The organism is Paenibacillus sp. FSL H8-0122 (assembly GCF_038005345.1).
In the GTDB taxonomy this organism is placed as follows: domain Bacteria; phylum Bacillota; class Bacilli; order Paenibacillales; family Paenibacillaceae; genus Paenibacillus_AQ.
The window spans coordinates 414470-439665 of the sequence record NZ_JBBOTB010000001.1 but is presented as its reverse complement, the minus strand read 5'-3'; the positions used below and the strand labels follow the sequence as shown (position 1 = coordinate 439665).

At 54.5% G+C, this 25196-nt stretch carries 18 protein-coding genes; 6 read left to right on the top strand and 12 right to left on the bottom strand.

The genetic code is table 11. The features are described from left to right. Nucleotides 1-50: 50 nt before the first annotated feature. From NSS64_RS02005 to NSS64_RS01970, 8 genes are all read right to left on the bottom strand, one after another. Entirely contained in the window at nt 51-1454 is a 1404-nt protein-coding gene (locus NSS64_RS02005; protein WP_340938224.1) for an ABC transporter substrate-binding protein, read from the bottom strand. Between the two features lie 127 nt (nt 1455-1581). Further along, nucleotides 1582-3348 carry a sensor histidine kinase gene (locus NSS64_RS02000; RefSeq protein WP_341139051.1) on the bottom strand — a complete coding sequence of 589 codons (1767 nt, stop codon included), beginning with the start codon at nt 3346-3348 and terminating at the stop codon, nt 1582-1584. Then, nucleotides 3345-4940 (bottom strand): response regulator transcription factor, encoded by a 1596-nt coding sequence (locus NSS64_RS01995; protein WP_341139050.1) that lies wholly within the window; start codon nt 4938-4940, stop codon nt 3345-3347. Before NSS64_RS01995 ends, NSS64_RS02000 begins: the two co-directional genes overlap by 4 nt. Nucleotides 4941-5210: 270 nt before the next feature. Then, nucleotides 5211-6044, bottom strand: a complete 834-nt coding sequence (yunB, locus tag NSS64_RS01990) for a sporulation protein YunB (RefSeq protein WP_341142745.1) — start codon at nt 6042-6044, stop codon at nt 5211-5213. Nucleotides 6045-6705: 661 nt separating this feature from the next. After that, nucleotides 6706-7320: a TVP38/TMEM64 family protein gene (locus NSS64_RS01985; protein ID WP_341139049.1), complete on the bottom strand. Its 615-nt coding sequence runs from the start codon at nt 7318-7320 to the stop codon at nt 6706-6708. A gap of 208 nt (nt 7321-7528) precedes the next feature. Next, nucleotides 7529-8413: a glycine betaine ABC transporter substrate-binding protein gene (locus NSS64_RS01980; RefSeq protein WP_341139048.1), complete on the bottom strand. Its 885-nt coding sequence runs from the start codon at nt 8411-8413 to the stop codon at nt 7529-7531. Nucleotides 8414-8428: 15 nt separating this feature from the next. After that, complete coding sequence (locus tag NSS64_RS01975) at nt 8429-9265, bottom strand: ABC transporter permease (protein WP_036732574.1); 837 nt, start codon at nt 9263-9265, stop codon at nt 8429-8431. Next, the gene (locus tag NSS64_RS01970; protein WP_076085023.1) at nt 9262-10461 is read right to left on the bottom strand and encodes a quaternary amine ABC transporter ATP-binding protein; all 1200 of its coding nucleotides are present in this window, start codon (nt 10459-10461) and stop codon (nt 9262-9264) included. The genes NSS64_RS01975 and NSS64_RS01970 overlap by 4 nt, the downstream gene beginning before the upstream one ends. Nucleotides 10462-10716: 255 nt before the next feature. Between NSS64_RS01970 and NSS64_RS01965 the strand changes: the two genes are divergently transcribed. Then, on the top strand, nt 10717-11271 hold the full coding sequence (locus tag NSS64_RS01965) for a GbsR/MarR family transcriptional regulator (RefSeq protein WP_076085026.1): 555 nt from the start codon (nt 10717-10719) through the stop codon (nt 11269-11271). Between the two features lie 714 nt (nt 11272-11985). On the opposite strand, the gene NSS64_RS01960 is transcribed toward NSS64_RS01965, so the two are convergent. Beyond that, entirely contained in the window at nt 11986-17139 is a 5154-nt protein-coding gene (locus NSS64_RS01960; RefSeq protein ID WP_341139047.1) for a carbohydrate binding domain-containing protein, read from the bottom strand. A gap of 314 nt (nt 17140-17453) precedes the next feature. Between NSS64_RS01960 and NSS64_RS01955 the strand changes: the two genes are divergently transcribed. After that, a complete protein-coding gene (locus NSS64_RS01955; protein ID WP_341139046.1) occupies nt 17454-18479 on the top strand; it encodes a LacI family DNA-binding transcriptional regulator in 1026 nt (341 codons plus the stop codon). Nucleotides 18480-18747: 268 nt separating this feature from the next. Here the strand turns inward: NSS64_RS01955 and NSS64_RS01950 are convergent, their stop codons facing one another. Continuing rightward, a complete protein-coding gene (locus NSS64_RS01950) occupies nt 18748-19764 on the bottom strand; it encodes a ketoacyl-ACP synthase III (protein WP_340938208.1) in 1017 nt (338 codons plus the stop codon). Nucleotides 19765-19968: 204 nt separating this feature from the next. Here NSS64_RS01950 and NSS64_RS01945 point away from each other — a divergent pair, with 204 nt between their 5' ends. The 4 genes from NSS64_RS01945 to NSS64_RS01930 all read left to right on the top strand — a co-directional run bounded on the left by NSS64_RS01945 (nt 19969) and on the right by NSS64_RS01930 (nt 22449). Beyond that, complete coding sequence (locus NSS64_RS01945; protein ID WP_341139045.1) at nt 19969-20538, top strand: TetR/AcrR family transcriptional regulator; 570 nt, start codon at nt 19969-19971, stop codon at nt 20536-20538. A gap of 12 nt (nt 20539-20550) precedes the next feature. Next, the gene (locus NSS64_RS01940; RefSeq protein ID WP_341139044.1) at nt 20551-21060 is read left to right on the top strand and encodes a flavodoxin family protein; all 510 of its coding nucleotides are present in this window, start codon (nt 20551-20553) and stop codon (nt 21058-21060) included. Beyond that, nucleotides 21057-21695 carry a hypothetical protein gene (locus NSS64_RS01935; RefSeq protein ID WP_341139043.1) on the top strand — a complete coding sequence of 213 codons (639 nt, stop codon included), beginning with the start codon at nt 21057-21059 and terminating at the stop codon, nt 21693-21695. The genes NSS64_RS01940 and NSS64_RS01935 overlap by 4 nt, the downstream gene beginning before the upstream one ends. A 334-nt stretch (nt 21696-22029) precedes the next feature. Further along, entirely contained in the window at nt 22030-22449 is a 420-nt protein-coding gene (locus NSS64_RS01930) for a hypothetical protein (protein WP_341139042.1), read from the top strand. 136 nt (nt 22450-22585) lie between these two features. On the opposite strand, the gene NSS64_RS01925 is transcribed toward NSS64_RS01930, so the two are convergent. Together NSS64_RS01925 and NSS64_RS01920 are read right to left on the bottom strand one after the other, a co-directional pair. Next, entirely contained in the window at nt 22586-23929 is a 1344-nt protein-coding gene (locus NSS64_RS01925; RefSeq protein WP_341139041.1) for a glycoside hydrolase family 28 protein, read from the bottom strand. A gap of 93 nt (nt 23930-24022) precedes the next feature. Beyond that, a complete protein-coding gene (locus NSS64_RS01920; protein ID WP_341139040.1) occupies nt 24023-25132 on the bottom strand; it encodes a glycoside hydrolase family 88/105 protein in 1110 nt (369 codons plus the stop codon). Between the last annotated feature and the right edge of the window lie 64 nt (nt 25133-25196).

The window sequence follows — 25196 nt, the reverse complement described above, 5'->3', positions numbered from 1 at the left end:
GCGGCGAACGAGGCAACGGACGCCGCTCCATGCTGTGATTTCGCAGTTAATTATTCCTTGATATCGCGCCGCCCCTTAATCTGGGCCTGGGCCTTCGCGGCGATGGAGTCCATCGCCTCCTGGGCCGTCTGCTGGCCGAGCCATACCTTATCCAAGGCGGGATTGACGAGGTCCATAATATTGTTGAAGTTCTTCACATATCCGGTCGGCGTCTGATGACCCTTGCTCAGAATCACATCCACGATGGCTTCTTTATAGCCGGACGGTCTGGCATCCAGATTCTCTGTCCATTTGGCCAGCAGTGCAGGATCGGTGTACCAATCCTTAGGTGAAGGCATCCAGGTTCCGGCTGTCAGCATATCAATGGAAGCTTCAGGATCGAGCAGCGCCTTCAGCAGCTCCCAGGTCTCCTGGGGATGCTTCGTGGATTTGAAGATGGAGAACATGCCGCAGACCACGGTGGTAACCGGTTCCTTCATTACAGGCATGACCCCGACATTGAAGTTGAACTTCGATTGGGCGAGGCCTGCGCTTGCCCATTGCCCGTCTACAGTCATCGCCACCTTCTTGGTCTGAAGAGCCACATTCGTTGCCGGAATATTCTTGGACTGCACAGGTGAAGGGGAGACATGATGCACATTCATCAGATCAGATATTTTCTGGAGGGCTTCCACCGCCTCCGGCTGGTTCAGGCCGAAGGTTTTGCCGTCCGCCGAGATGAAATCCCCTCCGTTGGAGTAGATAAAGTTGCTGTATACCCCCCACCAGGTGGAGATATTTGCGCCGTATTGCTTGATTTTTGCCGGATTGAAGCCCTCCTGGTCTGCCGTCTTGCCGTTCGTGTCTACTGTGAGCTTCTTCGCGACTTCGACGAATTCATCCCAGGTCCAGGCATCGGCCACATTCGACGGGGGAGGTTCAATTCCGGCTTCCTTGAAGATATCCTCATTGTAGAACAGGCCGAAGGATTCAGGCCCCGGACCGATCCCGATAACATTGCCCGGCTCCAGCGAGTAGGTAATATTGGGAACCAGCGTATCCGGACTGATATCGGCATCCGTATCCAGGAATTCCTGAAGATTATAGAATTTGCCCTGCTCCGCCATCGGAAAAGCAATTGTGCCCGATTCCATCATGGCAATGTCCGGAACATCATTCCCGGCGACCATAGTCGTCAGCTTGGTATCATAATCGGCGGCAATATGCTGAAGCTCGACCTTAACGCTCGGATGCTTGGCCTCGAAATTCTGAATCGCTTTTTTATAAGGAGCCACTTCCTCCGGTGAGCCCCAGACCGTCATCCGCAGCTTAATATTCTCCTTCGATCCGGAATTTCCGGAAGATGCGGAAGTGTCAGGGCTTGCAGTATTAGACTTCGAGCACGCAGACAGCACGGCGGCAAGCATCAGAACCAGAGCCAATGTGATGAAGACTGATTTCCTGGGTTGCGACATATTCCAAGCCCCTCTCGATTTCTAAGTTCAACGGGTTCATAGCTGCAGTCTATGATGCCTTTATTATAAAATATAAGATAGCGCTTACATAACCCTAATCTCTTTGGATTGGTGGACCGGGATTGGCTTATAGCGGTAAAGTAATCACTACCTTCGTGCCCGTTCCCGGAGTCGAGAAGATGGATATCCCGTACTCGCCCCCGTAGGTCATCTGAATGCGGTCAATAGTATTCTTAATGCCCACGGAGGAAGATTTCTGATACAGAATCCTGTGTACCGTCTCCGCACTCATGCCCCGGCCGTTGTCAGCTACCTCGTAATGCCGGGTTCTGCCGTTAATCCAGCCGCGGATACCGATAATGCCACCTGACTCGGTCCGGTCGAAGCCGTGAAGAATCGCATTCTCCACAAAAGGCTGGAACAGCAGCCGCGGCACATCGTACTCCAGGAGCCGAGGGTCCATATCATACTCCACGGTGAACTTGTCCTCGAAGCGGATCGACATAATATAGAAGTAATTACTCATCCAGCTCATCTCTTCGGACAAAGGTACGGCGTCCCATGTCTTCCTGGAGGTGTAATGCAGCATATTGGATAAGCAGACAAGCATTCTGCTAAGCTCCTGCTGATCATTCTCAATCGCCGTCCAGTTCATCACATTCAACGTATTGTACAGGAAGTGCGGATGCATCTGCATATTCAGCGCCTGTATCTCGGCCTCCTTCTCCTTCAGCTTGATCTCGTAATTCTCCGTCACCAGCAGGTGAATCCGGTCATTCATCCGGTTAAAGCGCTGGGTCAAAATGCCGAACTCGTCATGGCTCACCACATCCACGCGGGTCTGGAAATCTCCTTCGCCCACCGATTTCATCGCGCTTAGCAGCCGCTTGATCGGCCTGGTGATTTTGCCGGCAATGAAGAAGGCGAAGACCAGAGCCACGATCCCCATCACAACGGCCAGCACGGTAATCGAGGTGCGGATCACCGGCACGAAGCTGCTCACCAGCCCTGCCTCCGGTATCCACACCACAGACATCCAGCCGGTCACCTCCGAACGGTCGAAGCAGACGATCACCGCTTCGCCGTCCAGCTTCATTCTCCGTGCCCCGCTGTTCTCCCGCTGCAGCTTGTCCAGCCCTGCCTCCTTATAGATCTGTGCAACCTGACCCGGCTCACTGCTGGCAACTACCCTGTCCTGCGGATCAAGCACCATGTAGCGCGAGTTTCCCGGAAGGCTGTCTGCATACAAGGATTTAAGCACCTCGGATTTGAAGCTTATGGCAAGTACGGGGCGTTCCACTCCGGCATCCATTTTGGCAAGCTTCGTATTGCTCAGATAGGTGAAATCCAGCAGGCGTGTAGCCGAGAAAAGAAAACGGAACTCCAGATTCCCGCTTTGCAGATAGGGCTGGTTGAACATGGACGCGAACTCATAAGTCGGTATCCATACCAGCTTCCCTCCGGCCTGCCGGGCCATACGGTAGATATCCGATTGCGTCGGCTCTCCTTGAGGCAGGGGTTGTCCGAAGGTGAAGTAGGAGGTCCACAGCTGGTAGGCAAAGATATCCTGGTTCTGGGAAAAGGTTTTGCCGAGCACCGCCGTCACCTGCCGGTCGGCTGCGAACAGCTCCGCTTCATTCGCGGGGTCCAGCTGGTTGAAGATGCGGAACAGATCCTTATCGAGGAACAAGGACATGCTGTTCTGGTCCACGATCCGCAGCTTGGTGTCCATAACTTCATTGTTCTTCCTGACAATCTCATACACATTCTTCTGCGCCTGCTCTGTAATAATCTTCAGGCTGGTCCGGTAGAACAAAGCCCCCAGAACGAGCAGGGGAATCGCGATCAGCAGGATGTAGCTGGCCAGCAGCCGGTATCGGAAGGTAATCTTCATGCTTCCCGCTTCCTTTGCGACAGCGCGTGCTTATAGGCTTTGGGCGACATGCCGTAATACTTCTTGAATACGCGGCAAAAATATTTCGTATCCTGAAATCCGCATTCCAGGGATATCTCATATATTCGGAGCGGCTCCCCGGCAAGCAGCACCTTGGCCCGCTTCATCCGGGCCGCCGTCACATGCTCAGAGAAGGTTTTTCCCGTCCTGTTCTTGATCAGTGTACTGAAATAGGAAGGGTTAAAATGGAAATGCTCGGCTGCCCGCTCCAGTGTGATGTTCTCTCTCGTATGTTCCTGTATCCAGCCCAGGCATTCAGCAGTCACCACCTCGCCCTTATCCTGTCTGAAGCAGGCCAGGGCAAGATGCACTTCCCGGAGCGCATTCTCCAGATCGTCCACCAGCTCCGGGTACGAGCGGCAGGAGCGGATAAGCATCGCAGCCGTACCGGTCAGCTTCTGCTGCGCTCTCTTATCCAGAATGTCCTGATGCTCACTCCGGATCTGCAGCAGCATCAGCGATGCCTGCTCCTTCAGCAGCATAGGACTGGTATGTCCACCGTCCGCAAGCTGACAGAGGGCTTCCCCGCAAGCTTCCAGAACAAACGCAGCATCATCCATTTTCAACGCCTCATAGACCTTGCTCCAGTCAGGAACGGCCTCGCGGGAAGAAAACCTGATCTCATCAGAAAACAGCAGCCCCTGCCGGAAATCATAGAAGTTGTAACTGTTGGCCGTTCTGGCCGCCAGATAGGACCGCGGCGCTTCCTCCCGGAGGGAACGGCATTCCGGGCCAATCCCGTGGGTGAGCTCTCCGGTATGCGTCCAATCCGCCGCCAAGGAACGGGCAATGGACCGGGCTTCTTCCCGCTTGTCCCCGGTAAGGGCTTCCAGAGTAATCAAGGTAACGGCGGCAAGAGGGCCGTCCTCCGTCATCCCGCTCAAGGGAATCGTGATGGCTTCCCCCCACCTGCTCCAAGCCTGCTCCAGAGCACGGATGAACACGCCGCTGTCCTGCCTCTCCCCGCTGTCCCCGCAGGAGTTCAGCTCCGAATACACTGCGACACCGCTCTCCCGCAGCCAATCATAACCGTCCAGCTCCGCCAGCTCGGCCAAGGACGCACTTCCGTTCAGCCAGGACAGCATGAGCCGGTTCAGGTAGGCGGAAGAAGCGAGCTTAAGCCGGTGCTGCAGCTCTTCCTCTTCACGGCGCTGCCTCTGTTCCGCTGTCAGCAGAAGGTCAATCCGGCTTAGGACATCTGCTACTTGGCCAATCTCCACCGGCTTCAGCAGGTAATCATAAGCCCCATAATGGACTGCCTTTTGCGCATACTCGAACAGATTGTAAGCGGATACCATTACAACCCTGGTCTGGAACCCTTCGTGCTTAAGCCGTTCAAGAAATTCAAGCCCATCCATTCCGGGCATGCGAATATCCGTCAATATGGCTTCGGGCCGGTGAGCCTTCACCATCTCCATAGCCGACAAGCCATCCTTCACCGCCACCACCTGATCCTCCGGCCGAAGGCGTCCGATCAGATTCACCATCCCCCTCAGATGCCTGGGCTCATCATCTACAATCAATATTCTCATTAGTCTCAGCCCCCCAAGATTGGCTTACAGCCCCTGTCAGCCGCAGCGTTGCCCTTATTATAGAAGTCCATCCGGCTGATTCATAGTGCATTAATATTGTATAGGTGGACTATAATTGGGAGGAGTGTGGAGGCAAAAAGAACACAAACCTTAGGACTACGCACTTCATATTTTAATAAAAGAACCGCCTGTTCTTGGCGGTTCTTCTTGGCTTCTGGATGTATAGCGTGCGGCTGAAGCCTGCTATTCTCCCGTATTCTTTTCACCATACTAATTGTCTCCGCCCACATTGCCGTCTCCCCCGGACGCATCAGGCACAGTAGTAACGCCTGCGGCAGGCGCGGGGCTCTCCCCGCTGCCCGCATGTCCGCCTGATCCGCCGGAGCCCGAGCTGCTGTTGCCGCCGCCTGCTGGTGTGCTGTCCACGCCGGAACTGCCCTTCTCAGTACTCAGCGAAGGGGCCGGGATGGCGATGCCCGGGGCGCTGCTGCCGTTCTCGCCGACAGGCTTGCCCTGATTGTCATAGTAGTACATTGGAACGTCACCGACTACCATCAGGTAGGAGACGGGAATCTCGGTATCCACCACCTGCGGCTCCATGTCAAATGGAATTACAACCGCTACCTCGGTCACAATATGAATATAGACCTCAACCAGAATCATATTGATTCCGGCATTTTGCTGCCGGGTGTTCAGCTCTACCTTCACGGCCCCCTGAGGCTCGATCTTGATCGGGATATCGGGTCCAAAGGAGGCAATCAGCGGGCTGCCGAGCGCCTGGCCCAGCGGTATACGCTCGCTGCGGTTATGCAGCTCCTGCAGCGTAGACTGTATCACCTCGGCGGCCTGCGAGGTGATTCGCATATGCTCCTTGTAGTTGAGCATGAAGCCGGAGATTTTGCCGTTCTTGTCTGTCTTCCAGTCAATCAGCGCTTCGGCATTCCCGCCGTCCGCCACCTGGGACGTAATCGCCTTGTTAATCGATTCCGTGGCGATCTGCTTCACCCGGATCTGCGCCAGATGCAGGATCGGCGGCTTCATATGCTGCTCCACATAACGCAGCCCCTGCAGCACCGCCAGAATCAGCAGCAGGCTTACGATGATCCAGAATCTGCCCCGTCTGCGCGGCTTCTGCCCCTTGCCCCCGGCAGCTTCCTGCCGCTTCCCGTCCCTGCTGCCGAACAGGCGGAAGCCGCGCCCCCCGCGCCCGGCCTTGCGCCAGACCCGCTGGCCCGGAGCGCCCGCTGCTCTCCCGGACGGCTTCGCTGTCCCGTAATCCGCTCCGCCGGACCTGGAGGGCTTCGCCACGAAGCCCCCGCTCCGCCCCCAGCTCCGGCCAGCCAGCCCGACGCCGGGTCTTGACGGCTTCGCTTCGAACCTTGCTCCCGAACCCGCGCCCGGCGGCCGGATTCCCGCTCTGGACGGTTTGGCCTTGAAGGCCTGGCGGCGCCCGCCCGGCCCCCTCAGACCGCTTCCGCTGAAGTCCGGCAGACGCAGACGCCCGAAGAGCGGTACGCCTGTGCTCCGTTTCCCCCATTTTCTGATTCTGCCCATGCCCTGCCGTCCCTCCCGACATTCCTGCGGTCAAGCCGCCCCTGTACTACTAAGCTATTCAGCACCCGTACGAAATAACCCCACAATGTGGGGCTTTCGCTTTGATGTTCCACTTTCAGATCATTCACAAGCTCCTCCTTCCAACTCTATGCCCGCCTTAAAACAACAAAAAAAGAACATCCCCGCGGCAGAACACCGCAGCAACGTTCTTCTAATGCCCCGCCCGCTTACGCTTATCCTCCTGAAGATGCCCCCAATGCAGCCGGACAAAGATAGCAAGCAGAATCAGCATAAATACGCCATACCACAACAGAAAACCGTTCCAGTCCTCACGCGGGACAATGAGCGAGGAGCTGAGCGTACCGAACAGCCAGATAAAAGACAGATTGCCGAGCACCGTCCCCCAGACATACGCCGCCGGCTTCATCGGAGACACGGCTGACATCAGATTGATGATATTGCTGGGCACCACCGGAATCGTACGCAGCAGCACCAGGGTCCAAATCCCGTAACGGTCCAGATAGACCTGCCATTTCTCATACTTCTTGAGCTTGTAGCCCCATTTGCGGTCGAACCAGTCGAAGAGATAGCGCCGGAAGAGAAAATAGACGACTACCGCGCCCAGGTTGCAGGCCAGCCAGCTGACAGCCATCCCGCCGATCACTTCGAATACAGAAACATGGAGCACAATCAGAATCGCCAGGGGGAAAAATCCGAACAAGCTTTGCAGCACGGCGAGCGGAAAGGTAGCAAAAACAATATACGGCCCGCTAAGTCCCAGACTTTGCAGCAGCCAGTCAATCCAGGCATTGATGATTTCGGTCATAGAGCGCTCTCCTTTCCTGACTCTTAGCAGCATGTAAAGGAACCGCTCATTAACGTTGAAGAAAAACACCCCTTGCGGGGTGTTTATTGAACATCTAACTATAGATTCTGCGACATAAGCGTACAAGTTACAGAATTGTTGCTTATTTTCTCTCATCATAGCACACATCGGTCATCGCCGCCAGATCACTGAACCCTACAGAGTTCACTTAAGCAGAGATGCCAGCCGTCCACTCCTTAACCTTGGCTTCATTACTCTCTACCCATTCCTTGGCCGCTTCTTCAGGCGATTGTCCGCCCTGAATCTTGACCATAACCTGCTCCATATCCTCTGCAGTCCATTTGAATTGGCTCAGGAACTTGTGCACATCCGGCATATCTTCCTTCAGACCTGAGCGGACCATGGTATGAATCTGCTCGGCACCGCCGTAGACATTCTTCGGATCGTCCAGGTACTTGAGGTCCATATTGGCGAACATCCAGTGCGGCGTCCAGCCTGTCACTACAATCGGTTCATTCTTGTCAAAAGCCTTCTGCAGCTCCTGCGCCATCGCTGCCGATGAGCTCTCCAGCAGCGTATAATCGCTCAAGCCGTAGGCTTCGAGCGCTTTTTCCGTGGCCGTCATAATTCCGGCCCCCGGCTCAATTCCGATAATCCGCTTATCCAGCGTTGCCGCTACTTCCGCATTATTCAGATCTTCAATGGAGTTGATCTCCATATAGGCCGGAACAGCAAGCCCGGTCTTCGTTCCATCCAGATTCACACCGGCATCCTCAATGTCCTTGCCGTATTTCTCCAGATAAGAGGCATGTGTGCTTGGCAGCCAGGCGGCTACCATGGCATCTGCGCTTCCGTCAGCAATCCCTGCCCACATCGGTCCGGCATCGACCTGCAGCATCTCCACCTTCACGCCGAGCTTCGTTTCCAGCACTTCCTTGACTACATTAGTACTGGCGATCTCGGAATCCCAGGCCACATAAGCCAGCTTCACCGTACTGTTAGTATTGGACGAACAACCAGCTACCAGAATTACAGCCATTAGCAGCATCAGCAAGACCAGGGGTCTGCGCTTTATCGATTGGATTCTTTTCATATTAATCATACACTCCTATTCTTGTGGTTTGGATTTGAACAGCTTCTGGGTCAGACGATCCAGCAGGATGGCAATAATAACAATCGCAATCCCCGCCTCGAAGCCCGCACCCGTCTTCGCCTGTGATACTGCACGGTATACATAGGCACCTACACCCTGGGCACCGATCATGGACGAGATGACGACCATAGACAGCGAGAGCATAATCGTCTGGTTAATTCCGGCCATAATGGTCGGGAGCGCGATCGGCAATTGCAGCTTGAACAGCTTCTGCCCTGCGGTTGAACCGAAGGCATCCGCCGCTTCCACCAGCTCCGGTGAGACCTGGCGAATCCCCAGGTTCGTTAACCGGATCGTTGGCGGAATAGCAAATATAATAGAAGCAATGACGCCGGGAACGACACCCAGCGAGAAGAACGACACAGCTGGAAGCAGATATACGAACGCCGGCATCGTCTGCATGAAGTCTAAGATAGGGGTGGCAATGTTCTGGAAAGTCCGGCTCTGTGCACACAGTACTCCGAGCGGAACCCCGATCACTACAGCCAGCAGAGAGGCTGTCAGTACCAGGGCCAGCGACTGCATCGACGGCCCCCATAATCCAAGATTGTCAATCAGGAGCAGTCCGACCACCGCAAACAGCGCCATCCGCCATTTGCCGATCCAGTAGGCCAGAGCAGCGATCAGAAGGGTCAGCACCATGGCGGGCAGGAAATTCAGCGCCGCATCAATCCCGCTCACCATTCCGCCAATCACAGCATGAATGATATCAAATATAGGGCCAAAGTAGGTCGTGAGCCAATTTTCAATCCATTCTACGCCCTTTCCGAGCGGTATTTTGGGTAAATTCATGAACCAATTCCTCCTTCAGGAACCGCGTTACCGGCCAGGGCAGACAACACGGCCCCTTTGATAACAATGCCCTTCAGCTTCTCGCCTTCCCCCACTACAGCAACGGGCAGATGCGTCTCCGACATCAGCTCGAACAGATCATTCAGCAGGGTATCCGGCTGAACCCGGGGAATGTCGCGCAGCATCACATCCAGAATACTGCGGTTCTCCTTCAAGGCCTGTGAGGCATTATCCGCTGTCAGCAGACCTTGCAGCCGCATCTCATTATCTGCGACATACAGGCTGGAGACCCCGCTGTCCCGCATGAGCTGCAGGGCTACCCGGGGACCGCGTTCCGGGCGGATCATCTCCGGCTGGCGCATGACATGGGAAGCGGTCAAGACTTTGGACAGATCCACATCCTCTACGAAGCGTTCCACATATTTGTTCGCAGGCTGAATCAGAATTTCTTCCGGCGATCCGATCTGGACAATGACCCCGTCCTTCATCAGGGCAATACGGTCCCCGATCCGCAGCGCTTCATCCAGATCATGCGTGATGAAGACAATCGTCTTCTTCACTCTGGATTGCAGCTCCAGCAATTCCTGCTGCATATCCTTACGGATCAGCGGATCAAGCGCACTGAAGGCTTCATCCATCAGCAGAATGTCAGGATCATTGGCCAGACCGCGCGCCAGGCCGACACGCTGCTGCATGCCTCCGCTGAGCTGATCTGGACGGTGATTCTCCCAGCCCTTCAGCCCCACAAGCTCAAGAGCCTCCATCGCCAGGCGGGTTCGTTTGCTTCGCTCCACACCCTGGACTTCCAGTCCGTATTCTGCGTTAGCCAGCACACTGCGGTGCGGGAACAGCGCGAACTTTTGAAAGACCATGCCGATATTCTTCCGCCGGAATTCCCGAAGCTGCTCCGGATTCATCTTGACAACATCCTTACCCTTGAACAGCACCTGTCCTCCGGTAGGCTCAATCAGCCGGTTCAATAGACGGACGAGCGTGGACTTACCACTGCCCGACAATCCCATAATGACAAATATTTCTCCCTCTTCAATGCTGAATTCGGCTTTATTCACACCGACCGTCAGCTTGGCTTCCCTGGCGATCTTTTCTTTAGACCAGCCTTGTTCTAATAATGGAAGCGCCCGTGCTGCATCATGACCGAATACTTTGGTTAACTGTTTCACCTCTATAATTGCCATGGTGACCTCCTTCTCTCCCTTTACTTTCGGGTTAACGCTACTGACCTAGTGTAACGGACTTACGAAAAAATAAGCAAAGCGCATATTCGGTTAAAATTTAGTGTACAGTTTTAACTTTACAAACTTTACGTATAGAATACTCTGTTTAACGCCGGATTCCGTTCCGGATGAATTCTTTACTTCTGGATAGGGATTTGATTACAATACAGTAGGAGAGGCATGTAGCCTGTCAGCCTATTCCTCAGGAGGGACATCATGAACGATTTAGAGGGGCTTTTGCCCGAGCAAATAGAAAAAATCAGCAAAGCCCGTGAACGGGTCATCGACTCTATCGGCAAAAATATGGATTTATACGGCATCACCTTGTCCATCGGGCATTTATACGGTTATATGTACTTTAATGAGGGCCCGGTCACCCTGGATGAGCTAAGCAGCACCATGGGCATGAGCAAGACCTCTATGAGTACTGGCGTACGTACACTGCTGGATTTGAAGATGATCGATAAAGTCTGGGGCAAGGGCACCCGCAAGGATCTGTTCGAGGTGGTTCCTGACTGGCATCAGAACTTCAGCGATTACTTCTCTATTAAATGGAGAAAAGCAGTTGAAGGGAATATGACCGCCCTTAACAAATCACTCGCCGAAATCCGGCAGATGCAAATCGATTACGCGGACGAGCCCGACCTGTCGCGCCTGCTCCACACCGACGAGCTCAAGATTGAGGAAGCCATTAAATATTACCGCTGGCTGCTGAAGCTGATCGAAGCGCTGGAGACCGGCAAGATTTTTGAATTAATCCCTAAAGAATAATATCAGCTATTGGCGTTCAAACTATTCTGCTCATGCTGAAAAGGCTGTCCCAAAAGGGGGTGTTCCATAAGCCATGAAATGGCAGGGACACCCCTTGTTTTGGAGTTGGATGGACGTTTGCGCTCGGTGAGGACGCTCCGCGAACGAAACGTTGTTACAATCGCTGTGCTCGTAAGAATTTTTTTCATTCCCCTATTCGGTGAAAATCCGGAGACCAAGGCGACCGCTATCGCTTCTCCGCGGGTCGTTTCGTCCTCTCCATTGTTTAAGCAGGAAATGGAACTACCAAAGACTTCAAGGGAACCTAGCCCCGCATACATTTGAGCCATCGCCTACGTTTGAGCACAATGTATGCTGTTTTCCGCATACATTCGGGCCATCACATGCGTTTGAGCACAATGTATGCTGTTTTCCGCATACATTCGGGCCATATGCCTGCGTGCGAGCACAATGTATGCTGTTTTCCGCATACATTCGGGCCATCGCCTGCGTTTGAGTACAATGTATACTGTTTTCCGCATGCATTCGGGCCATATGCCTGCGTGCGAGCACAATGTATGTTGTTTTTCACTTTCATTTGATCCCATATAATGCTTTATCAGGGAAACTATAGTTTCCATACAAGTATCAAAACGGCCGCGACCCTTGAATTCAAGGATTGCGGCCGTTGTCACATGCCATGGTGCGTTCTTTCGTTAGCGTTCTTTCGTTAGCTTACGGGTTCTCGATCAGACTGACATCATCGATGAAGATATGATTGCCTGCTTCGATAGCGGCATTCGTCTCTGCGCTGTTGCCGGGATTCAGCCCCAGCAGAAAGACCAGATGAACACCTGCATCCGTTCCGCCGTTCATGGTGAAGGTGTAGCTGAAGCGCTGCATGTCGCCTGTCAGGGCCGTCGCCGTCACCGGCAGATATTTGGTGTAATCGCCGCCGTTATGCTCAACTGCCACCTCAATCAGCCGTTTGATATCCGAACGGGCGCTGAAGGCCAAGGTATAGCTTTTCCCCTGAGTCAGCTTCAGATCCCTGTAATCTACCTGGGCGGCGTAGTTGGCAGATCCCGTGAAGCCCAGCGACACCTCAAGCTCTCCATTCTGGACTGCGGCATTTCCAGCACCCTCGAAGTACTGGGTCCAGCCCTTAAGAGCCGGCTGCGCATCGAATGTGCCGTTATCCAGCGTGCCGCTGGCAGGCTCAGTGTCCGGTCCGTCCGTTACCTTCCTAAGCACGATATCGTCAAAAGAAATCGTATGCGCTATATGGTTCGCCGTCTTATCCTCACCCAGCGTGGCTCCGATCAGATAATTCAGCTTCAGCGGATTGTTATTCGTCACACTGAACTGTGTGCTGTAGGTCGCCCATGTAGCTGTTATGTCGAACTTCGCTTGGGCTGCCTGAGCAGAGGTCCCGCTATACTCCACGACAATCTGCCGGGGAACGGTAGATTTCGCTCTGAAGCTCAGCTCATAGGTTGCGCCTGCTTCAAGCGGGATTTTCTCCTGATAGAGCTGAGTATGCCAGGCTTGTGACCCGGCCGCCGTGATCAGCACCTCCGCTTCTCCGTTCACCACTTGGAAGGACGAGGCTCCGCCTTCGCCGGACCAGGTTGACCAGCCTGAGCTGCCGCTGGTGAATGAGCCGTTAACGACCAGATTGTTATCATTCGCCAGTATAGTCTGAACCACACTGGCGTTGACATACCCTTCGGCTTCCACGGTAATGATATAGCTTCCCTCTGCCGGGAAGGCGGCAGGCTGAATTGTAATTGCTCCCGTTCCTACATGGTACAGCTCCGCCGCAAGCGTAACGCCATTCACCTTAACGGACTTAATGCTGCCTGACCATTCTGGCTTATCGATGAAGATAAGCTCAATCGGCTGTGATACCCGGTTGGCTGTGGAATCTGCGAGCAGTTCCTGCGGCTTCGCCGGGGCGTCCTTAATCTCGAATCTGACATTGTCGATGATGATGTCATGACTCTGAGGAACACTCACTCCGCCTACCTTGCCGAGCAGGAATTTCAGCGAGAGCATATCATTCGCCCCCTGCCGGAATTCGAACCGGTAATGCTTCATCTCTGGTGTCAGCTCCACTGTCTTATCGATGGAAGGGGAATAGCTCGCATTCTCTGCCTTCACATTGATCTGCCGGACCACGCTGGCACTGGCATCGAATTCTACCACATAATTGAGGCCCGCCGCTGCCTTCAGGTTATTCTGGAAAAGCATCACCGAATACGCCTGATTGCCGGTCTTCGTAATGCTGAATTTCGCTGCCCCATCCGCCGCTGCCGCAGTGCTCTGGCCGCCGTCTTCTGTCAGCAGCCGCTCCCAGCTCGTAAGCCCGAAGCTGAAATCCCCGTTCAAGAGCGGGTAATAGGTCAGATCAGGATCATAATAGGAGCTGGTGCGTACCAGCACGAATTGATCCAAATGGACCGTTCCGGTGCTCCCGCCAAGCCGCAGCACGAATTGTCCGAGATGATCCGTAGCTCCCGCGAGATTCTTGAACACCGCCTCAACCTGCTGAGGTCCCGCACTCAGCTGTACCGGCTCCGAAGCATAGACTTCGCCGTCATGGCCGCACAGTTCAATAATTGCTGTCCGTGCAGAGGAGCTATCCGCCTCGAAGGTCAGCTTATAATCCTGGCCTTGCACCAGGAAGATCCCCTTTTGTTGCAGCGTAATCCCGCTGCCGCCAGTGTCCGCGCCTGTAATGTCCAGCTTCAGGCGGCCGTCAGCCTCAACCCCCGGGGTAACCTCCGCACCCCCTGAAGCATCGATATGCCAATAGCTCATCCGATCCGGTTCCCCCAGATCGAAGCTGCCGTTGTACAGGTGGTTGCCGCTGCCGAGCGGCGCCTTGGCGCTGTCATGATCGAAGGGAATACTGCCGATCTCTTCAAGCCGTGCATTGCCAAGCCAGACCGGGGAAGCGTTGGTCCCCAGATTGAACTCAATCCGCGCGGCATTATCCGAGCTCTCCTTCATCTGGAACATCGTCTCGTAATGCTGAAGCTGCGGGGTCAGCACCGCCTTGAACGCCGGAGAATAGGACGGGAAGCCCAGCGGTGCGCCACCTGTCAGCCGGGCAGTGAACTCCCTGGCTGTATCCGTTCTGGCATCGAAGCTCAGCTTGTAGTATCTGCCCTTCGCCAGCGAGACAATGGCCTGCGGCTGAATCGAATAGGAATTGCCCCCCGGCTTCAAAATGTTTACCTTCAGGAGATTCACGCCGCCGGCCTGCTCCAGAGAGAGAGCCGCATCCGCGCCTTCATCCTTATACAGTACCCAGTGGGCTGTATTCGGGATGCCCAGCCCGGGATCTCCCTCCACCTGCTGCGTGAACCCGCTGTTATAAATGAAGTTGCCGTCTGCAAGCGGCGGCTTCGCCCCCTCCAGATAAGGCTCCTTCGCCAGCTCTACCGGTACCGGCTGCCGGTATTCGCGTCCGGTCAGCTCATAGATTCTTACATAGTCAATCTCCATGGAACTCGGAAATACCGTTTCTTCCGTAGGATTACCGTCAAAGTTGCCGCCGACTGCCAGATTCATCAGCAGATGAAATTTCTGGTTAAACGGTGCCGGATACGCATTGATAGCCGGCTGTCCGCTGCTCTTGCTGTACCAGTCATTCTTGGTCGAGAACAGCACCCCGTCCACATACCAGCGGATCTCCCCCGGCTCCCATTCAATGGAATAAGTGTGGAACTCTTCAATAGTGGAACCGCCCGGCAGCACATATTCCTTGCCGGAATAGACATTATCCGGCCACTGGGAACCATAGTGGATCGTCCCGGCAACTACATTCGGACGGCTGCCCCAGCCTTCCATAATATCCAGTTCCCCGGAGGCCGCCCAATTGCCGTACACATAATTTTCCGGCAGCATCCAGATCGCCGGCCACAGCCCCTTGCCTGCCGGTGCCTTCGCCCGGATCTCGAATTTACCGTACATTTTGCTGTACAATCCGTTCGTCTTAATTCTTGTGGAAGTGTACGGCTTGCCGCCCACCGCTTCTTTACGCGCAGTAATGATCAGCTTGCCGTCCTGCTCCTTCACATTCTTCGGATCATTGGTGTAATACTCCAGCTCATTATTGCCCCAGCCCGGATTCCCGACAGCGGTGCCATCTCCGAGATCATAGGTCCACTTCGCGGGATCAATGACATTGTCATCGAATTCATCATTCCACACCAGACTCCACGGATCACTGGTCGGCGCTGGTGTGGGTGTTGGACTTAGTGTTGGTGTCGGCGTTGGGGTTGGTTCCGGTGTCGGTATTGGCGTCGGCTCTGGCGTAACCTCCGGTGTCGGTATTGGTGTCGGCTCCGGCGTAACCTCTGGTGTCGGTATTGGCGTCGGCTCTGGCGTAACCTCTGGTGTCGGTATTGGTGTCGGCTCCGGCGTAACCTCTGGTGTGAGCGTTGGCGTGGGCTCCGGTGTAGCCGTCGCCGTCTCCCCGCCACCGGCGGCAACAGGCGGCTGGCTGGCCTGCGGCGAGGCCAGATTGAGATTGCTGCGGCTGCCCGGATTGAGAGCGACGCCCCCGGCTGTGACACCTTCGGCCTGATTCAGCACGGTTCCAAAGCTGCCGCTGCCCAGAATCACGGTGCCCCGGGCATCGGCTGTAAGGAGCAGCTCTGCCACCTGCGCCTGATTCATCAGCACCAGCTTGCCGGGAGTGCCCCAGATCAGCTTGGATAGCTTGCCCGACAAGCTCAGCGTGAGGTTGCCGCCGGCCGCATCAGCGGTGGATACAACCCCATAATTGCCAATAAGAGTGACCGCCTGCTCCCCTGGCGGGAGGACAACACCAGCGAATCCTTCCCCGGTAATCGCACCTTCTTCAAGGATAGCACCGGAATCAAGCTGCACTGTTCCGGCTGTTGTCGTCCCGCTGGCAACGATGCGGACACTCCCCTTCGGCTTCGCCACCTGCACAGCCCCAAGGCTGCTGTCCGCAAGGCTCACTCCCTGCCCTCCTCCGCCGCGAATATAGGTTGTGCCTGTAACCTGCACCCCCTGAAGCCGGATCACTCCTTCCCCGATCCCCTCGGTAAGATAGAGATTTCCTTCTATGATAGTGTCCCTGAGTGTAATATCCTTATGGCTCAGCACCACATTGCCCTTCACCTTGCCCAGCTTCACTTCCCCGGCGGCGGAGCGCAGCTCCGTCACCAGTGTATCCGCCAGCTTCGCCAGCTCGGCACGTGTGATCCTCCCGCCCGGCTTGAATAAGCCTCCGGGATAGCCTTGCATATAACCGGCTGCCGTAAAAGCATCCGCCGCAGCGCTAACTGCGCTGTCGGCTCCCGCCAGGTCGCTATACATCCCCTTCGCTTGACGCTCTGTCTCCAGCCTCAGTATCCGTTGAAGCGCAAGGACCGCCTCCCCGCGCTTGAGCGGAGCCGCAGGTTCGATTCGCTGATCTGCGCCAGCGCTCAGATACCCCGCCGCTACCGCTTTGGCGATATCGTCCTTATACCAGCCTTCCGCCGGGACATCTGCCGGAAGCACAGCCGCCATGTCCGTATAGCCGAATATACGGTTGACGATCGCCGTAAATTCTGCCCGGGTTACCTGCTGCTCCGGCCGGAAGCTGCCGTCCCCGTAGCCGGAGATCACCCCGCTGCGGCTCCAGCGCTGCACCGCATGTGCCGCCCAGCTGCCCTCTTTTACATCGGTAAACGCTTTCAAATCACTAGCAGCCAAGCTCCCGCTCTGCAAGGCGGCTGTGGTCTCCGCAGACGCTGTCAGTCTACCCTGAACAGACTTCGCCTCAGCCCCGCCGCTGCCCAGCGGCGATAGAAGTCCGGTAACGATGACAGCGGCCGCTAACAACGCTGATAGATTTCTTTTCATTCCGTGTATGCCTCCTCAGGATTTGAGTCTCCTCTTACCGCATTTCCATCGCCCCGCGCCTTCAAGCTCCTCTCAGCTCCATCTACAGTACCCTCAAGCTCCCTAATCGAAATCGGTTTCGATTTTCTCCATGCCATTCCTCTGAACGCAATTAACCTTTGACTTGTTTCGGCAAGTTGAATAGACTCTAGAAAGGACTGCTGTTTGACAGCAGAGAGCGTCCAAGTGAACGGTCAGTAGCCTTGAGAAACCCTGGCATACCCGTCTTTTGGCCCTGTTATAACTATGAAGCGGGGGTGAGCATAGCCATGCAAATGAATATCAAAAAAATTGCCGAAATGGCCGGGGTCTCTGTATCGACTGTCTCCAAAATCATGAACAATTACAGCGATGTTTCCGAAAAAACGAAACGAAGAGTGCTCGAAATCATCGAACAAACCGGATATACCCCCTCAAGCTCCGCCAAGACGCTGGCTACCAAGAAGTCCAATCTGATCGGGGTTATTTTTGCTGGTGAGCTGAATGTGGAATTTACCCATCCTTTTTTTGTAGAGGTGCTGAATTCGTTCAAGAAGCAGATGGGCGTACTGGGGTATGACCTGATTTTCTTCTCGAATGAGAAGTTCATTAACAGCGGCGATTACTACTCGCGTTGCCTGCATTTCCATGTGGACGGCTGTGTCATTATCTCGGGAGAACAGATGGAGCCTGCGATACAGGAACTCGACCGGAGCCATATTCCCTGCATCGGCGTTGACCTGGAGCTGACCGGCAGGAAATCCGGCTATGTCATGTCAGATAATTACCAGATTTCTTCCAAGGTGGTGGAGCATTTCTACCTGCTCGGACACCGGGAGCTTGGCTTCATAGGCAGCAGAGCGGATTCGGATATCTCCAACCGGCGCGAAGCAGGGTATGTCAGAGCCATTGCAGGCTTCGGCCTGGTCATGAATCCTAAGTGGTTCGTGCATGGTGACGATTTCTTCGAGCCCAGCGGGTATGCGGCAATGAACTCGTTAATTGCATCGGGAGATTTGCCAAAAGCGGTCTTCGCCGCCTCCGATCTCCTCGCTCTCGGCGCAGTCCGCGCCTTGAAGGAGCAGGGTCTGCGTGTTCCCGAGGATGTGGCCATCATCGGCTGTGATGATATCGAGGCCTGCCAGTATACCAGCCCTACGCTAACTACCATCCGCCAGAACAAGGAACGCCTGGGTGTGCTCGCCGCCCATATGCTGTTCGATCTCATCAATAACCAGTCTGAAGGCGGCTCATTTGTAGTTGAACCGGCGTTAATCGTCCGTGAATCCTGCGGCAGCGGGCTGAAGCACTTGAACCGGTAAACGGCTAAATCCCTGAATTACTGAATTACTGAATCGCTTGAATCGCTTGAATCACTGTACTCCTGCTTCTCCCGGAATTGCCCTTCAATCCCTCCCCTCCAGCCCAGAACTTCGCTTGGCTGCACTATGCACCCACCCGAAAACGCTTTCGATACTATAATCGCTCATTTAACGGACTGCTTCAAGGCACCGTTTTTCTGGTTTTGGGGACCATTTTTCGGCTTGGCCCCCACATTGGCCTGTCCTTGCTTCTCTATCCCTGTCCGCATTACAGCGGAGCAGGCTCGGCTGCCTGAGGGTCCAGCGACAATCTGACCAGTTGACCCGCATGACTAAGACCCGCACCGAAGCCGTACAGCAACACCTGCTGGCCGCTGCGCACCTTCCCTTCGCGGATGCCCAGATCCAGCGCAAGCGGAATACTGGCAGCCGAGGTGTTACCGAAGGCTTCAAGACTGTACAGTGCCTGCCCGAGCGGATAGTTCAGCCGTTCACAGATGGGTTCAATCATCCGCAGATTGGCGCTGTGCGGAATGAACCAGTCTACTTCCGCAAGCTCTGCTCCGGCGTTCTTCAGCACCTGCTGTACTCCCTGCGGAACCGTACGGACCGCCCACTTGAAGACTTCACGCCCGTTCTGTACCAGCATGCCTGAACCGGCAAGCTCCACTCCGTTCACCTTCTCCGCCAGCCCTGTGCGATAGACATGCTGCGCTCCGCTTCCGTCACTGCCTAGGTGGTATCCCATGAAGTCGTCTGACGCCCCGCTCCCGCTGCTCTCCACCAGCACAGCCCCTGCTCCATCCCCGAACAGAATGCAGGTACTGCGGTCCGTATAATCTGTGATCTTGGATAGCGTGTCGGCACCGATGACCAGCACCTTATGATGCAGTCCCGAAGACACCAGCGCATGAGCCGTATGGAGAGCATATACGAATCCGGCGCAGGCGGCGCTCAGATCGATCGCTCCCGCTGTCAGCGGAATGCCAAGGGTATTCTGCACAATGGACGCCACAGATGGAAAAGAAAAGTCAGGCGTGCTGGTCGCCACAAGCACCATATCGACATCCTGCACGCTTTTGCCATAACGCTTCATCATATCCCGGACGGCAGCTGCACACAGATCACTGGTATATTCATCCGCGCGGCTGATCCTGCGCTCCCGGATACCCGTCCGCTGCACAATCCACTCATCATTGGTATCCACCATCTGCTCCAGATCCTGATTCGTAAGTCTACGGGCCGGCACGTAAGATCCGATCGCTGTTATTTTTGCACCTGTCATGTGAACCACCTCAGCTTTTCAGTTTATTAGTATCTGATATTAGTACTTGGTACTAATTATAACCTGCTCCTGACTATTTTGCAAAATGTATACCCGGAATCGCCCGTCTGCAATCACATCTTAACATTGTAAAGATCATAAACACATGCTACAATCTTTACAATGTTAAGATGACAGGCAAGTATGAAAGGAAGCATGCATACCTTGAAAGATAAACCCTACCACCGCGGCAATTTACGCAACCAGCTGATCGAAGCTGGTATCAAGCTGATTAACTTGGACGGCATGAATAGCTTTTCCCTGCGCAAAGTAGCCGCCGAATGTGCAGTCAGCCATACCGCCCCCTACAGCCATTTCAAAAATATAGATGAACTGGTAGCCGCCATGGGGGAACATGTCACGAGCCAGTTTATGGACACCCTGCATGCCTCCGTTCAAGGACAGGCGGAGAACCCTGATACGATTATCCTGCTGGGGCAGGCCTATATTGATTTTTTCATAGAGCATCCACAGTATTTCCAGTTTCTGTTCTACCATTCAGGCATCGTTATTGATCTGGACAACTACGATTCTGACAGCTATCCGCCATTTGCCCTATTCCGGACAACGGTCTATGAAGTGTTCCGCAGCAGCGGGCTGCCGGAACCGGAATTCACCAAGCACTTAGTTGCACTCTGGTCCATGGTGCATGGAATTACGGCTTTGCTTACCAATAACGGAGTGCGTTATTCGGGCAACTGGCGCGATCTGCTGGAGCTTAAATCTATCTTTTAGGGAGATGAAGTCTTGAGAACGATCATACACGATCTGCAGGAGCAAGAATTCGCGGGCTGGCTGGGGGATACGGCGCAAGAGGAAGTAACGGTCATCTCGGATAGCGGTGCGATCCGTTCGTGCATGGGCTGCTTCGGCTGCTGGACCCGGACTCCCGGGACATGCGTCATTAAGAGAGATGGCTACGACAATCTGGGGGAGCTGTTCTCCCGCAGCGATGAGCTCATGATCATCAGTAAATGTATGTACGGCAGCTATAGCCCCTTTGTGCTGAATGTGCTGAACCGGAGTCTCTCCTACATGCTGCCCTATTTTGTCACCACACACAGGGAGACACATCACCGGCCCCGCTATCAACACCAGTTCACATTATCCGTACATTTCTATGGCAGTGACCTTACGGAGGCTGAGCAGCATACGGCCCGAATGCTGGTCGCGGCAAACGGCCTGAATCTGTATTCGTCAGAGAACAACGTCTATTTCCACACCAGCCCGCAGCACATTAAGGAGGCCCTCCAATGAACATCGCGCTGATTAACGGCAGCCCCAAGCCAAACGGCAGCAACTCGGGCATACTGCTGTCCATGCTGGAGCCGCTGATTGCGGACGGGAACGAACTGCACACCTATACGCCGAATAAAAGACCGCTCGCCCCCGGGCAATACAGCGAGCTATGTGGCATGGATGTGCTCGTTCTGGCCTTCCCGCTGTATTATGACGGAATTCCGTCACACTTGTTCCAGCTGCTGGTTACCCTGGAAGGATATCTGAAGACCGAGCGCGAACGGGAGATTTACGTCTATGCGCTGATTAACAACGGCTTCTATGAGGGACAGCAGAACCACATCGCGGTGGAGATCCTTAAGAATTGGTGCGCGCGCGCCGGTGTTCACTTCGGGCAAGCCATAGGCCAAGGAGCCGGGGAAATGCTGGGCTCCATGGATAAGGTTCCTCTGGGCCGGGGGCCGCTGAAGAATCTGGGCCGTGCCATGCATAGCCTGGCCGAGAGCATCCAGTCCAGAAGCGCCGGAGAATCCCTGCTCTTCAGTCCGAACTTCCCTCGCTTTGCCTGGAAATTCTATTCCACCCGTTCCTTCTGGCACCGCACAGCCAGGGAGAACGGGCTGAAGCCGAAGGATCTGCGGCGGAGGATATAGCGAATAGTGTAACCCATTGCATACTGGTGGGTTGCCGTACCCGATTACGATACGAGTGGAGGACTTAATATAGGGCTTAGTTGCACTCCGTACACTTAAATCACCTGATATTGCACCAACGATGCGTTTAGTTGTATTTCGTACACCTAAACTCCATCAATACCAGGCTTCTCCCCCATTCGGGCAGATTTAGTTGTACAAACTACATTTAGAAGCGGCGAACCTTCCTTTTCACTGTTTTTAAATGTATGGAATACAGCTATCTCTTTTATTTTTTATAATAAATCATAGTATAGAGTACCTGTTACATAGTCTGCTGAGAAAGGGGATGCCTATGAACAGGATAGGAAAGTTATTGTTAGCACTTATTCTTATAGTGATGATCACCGGGTGTAGTAGGCTTAGCTCCATGCCTTTACCCGAAATGAGCGCTACTTTGGATACCGGTGAAGTTGTTCCTGTGGATATTAGTACATATAGTTGGGGTGCCAAAGAATTAAACGGTGGTCCATGGGAAACTATGGAGGAGAAAGATGCGGAAATTATTCCTGCTGGAGCTGAAATTCAAATCAAATTCGATAATCCGCCGGATTCAATGCTCGTAAGAGAACACTTCAGTAAGTATAAATTCAAAGATATTACTGACTTGAATCAATTCAATGTACCGGGTAGTCCCGGCACCTACATCTACGGGGTAATGGCTACCTGGAAGAAAGGTACTGCTATTTACGCCTTGAAAATCCAAGTTAAATAGTACAAAACTCTCTGTATGTAACCTTAAAAGCCCGGTCCCCAACAGGGACCAGGCTCTTTCACTTACAACCTCTATTCGCATGCCCAAAGGAATGCCTCCCCCTGATCTCACCAGGTCTAACCGGCCCCCCAGGCTTTTATCGTTCCGCCAGCGACACTGTAACCTGTTCCACCAGCTTCTCCGGCTTGGCCGTGTTCCTGGAGCGGCAGTTCAGGAACTCCACTTCTTCTCCGTTCTCAATATAAAAGGCCGGGCCGTCATGGTTTTCAATTATGACCTGCTGAAACTGCACCTCGTGGACATTGCCGAGGAAGAAGCCCCGGCGCTGCATGTCCTGAAGCCCTGCCATCATGTCGGGCTGGCCAGGCACCGCGTGCTCCGCCATCGAGATATCGATGTTGGTGAAGGTGATTTCCGAGACCGCCTGCTCCGCCAGCCCGTACAGGAATCCCGCCGCCGCATGGACATTGCGTGCTGTAATATTGGCATAATGAATCCGCCGGAACTGCGGGGTCTCCTCCGTCACCGGATACGGGTTCTTGTCCCAGACGTATTTTTCCTTGCCCCGGAGCCCACAGAAATAGTAGAGATTCAGCGTGAAGGGACAGATCACATCCTCCATCACAATGTTGCTGATCCGGATATCCTCAATAATCCCGCCCCGTCCTCGCCGGGACTTCATGCGGATGCCGCGGTCCGTCTGCTTAAATACACAATTGCTGATCGTCACATTGCGGATATCGCCGCTCATCTCACTGCCCAGCACCACCGCGCCGTGCCCGTGAACCATCACGCAGTTCGTAATCGTGATATTCTCGCAGGGAATCCGCTCCCGGGTATCCTCGGTGCCTGCCTTAATGGCAATGCAGTCATCACCGACATCGATATGGCAGTTGCTGATACGCACATCGCGGCAGGATTCGGGATTAATTCCATCGGTATTCGGGGAATCTGCAGGATTCAGAATCGACAGATTATCGATCATCACATTGCTGCAATTGATCGGATTCACCGTCCAGCTTGGGGAATTCACCAGCGTTAGATCGCGGAGCGTCACCCGGTTGCAATCGTCGAAACCAATCAGTCTCGGACGGGGATACTCCAGCTCTTCCGGGCGGCTGCGGTGCTTTTCCCACCAAGGTTCTCCATTCCCGTCAATGGTTCCGCTCCCGGTAATCGAGACATTCCTCAGGCCCGCTCCGTAGATGCAGGCGGCATGAACCTCCCGCTTCACCCCTTCCCACCGTGATTCCACGGCAGGATAATACGCCGGATCGGTACTGAAGGACAATACCGCACCAGGACTGAGATGCAGCTCAATATTGCTGTATAGACGGATTGCACCTGTCAGGAAGGTACCGGCCGGAATATATACCGTTCCGCCACCGGCACCGCGTGCTGCTGCAACCGCGTCCGCAATCGCTTGCGTTGCCGGTACTCCGCTGTCCCGCTGCGCTCCGTAGTCCACTATGTTATACACTGTCCGCCTCCTCTTCTAATCCGCTGCCGGTCCAGACAGCTTTATGCTCTATTACTCCTATGCCTGAACTAGCAGCTCCTAACTCCACTCAGCTTATGCCGGATACAAATCCTGCATCTCCACACAAGCCATCACCAGCGCACCCACGCCGTGCAGATCATTACTGACCTTCGGACGGGTTACATAGTTACGGTAATCTCCCGCCGAGGTCCCGATGCAGATATCCGGCAGCAGCAGCCGGCCCTGCTCATCCCACTGGAGCACCTGAATTAAGCCTTCGTAGCCTTTACGCGCTGCTTCCGCCGCTTCATCTATAGCTTCAGCCGGAAGGATACCCAGCTTCACTGCTCTGGCAATCGTGTAGACGAACAGACAGGAGCCGGAGGTCTCCAGCCAATTGTCAGGCTCATGTCCCTTATCTACCACCTGATACCACAGGCCGCTTCCCGGGTCCTGATAACGGATCAACGCCTGTACGAATCCGCTTAGCTCGGCTGCAAGCTCGGCCCGTCCAGGATCAGTCCCCGGCAGTTCATCCATGAACTGTGAGACGGCAAGCCCGTACCAGCCAAGCGAGCGGCTCCAGAATTCCGGCGAGCAGCCGGTGGCGGGATTCGACCATGGCATGCGGCGGCTCTCATCCCAGGCATGGTAGAGCAGGCCGGTCGCCTCGTCCTTCATGTATTTGCGCATCAGGCGCTCCTGGTGCAGCACCTCGGCCCGCAAGGCATCGTCTCTATAAGTATTCGCGTACTTCAGCGAGAACACCCCGGCCATGTACAGTCCGTCCAGCCACATCTGGTTCGGATATTTGTCCTTATGCCAGTACCCTCCTTCGGAGGTCCGGTTCAGTGTCAGCAGCAGATGGCGAAGCTTGACCGCCGCCTCCCGGTATTTCCGCTTGCCGGTCCGTTCATACAGCGTGAAGAGCAGCAGCCCCGCCTGGACGGCATCCAGCTCATCCCGGGCAAAGTCGAAATTCCCCTGCTCATCCACGAGATCATCCACATACTGCTTAATATAATCGATATAGCGGTCCTCCCGGAGCGTCTTCCACAGCAGCTCCATCCCGCACAGGAATACGCCCTGATGATAATGCCAGCGGTGCGCAGGCGGGAGTTCCCACGCCTGATACGTATCCATTAATGAATCACAGGCTTTTTGCGCCCATTCAATTGGTGTTTGCGGCAGACTGCCAATCATGATAATACCCCTTTCATCGTTTAGAAGGTCCCACCGTCCCTCGGCGTCCGTCAACATCTGTCAG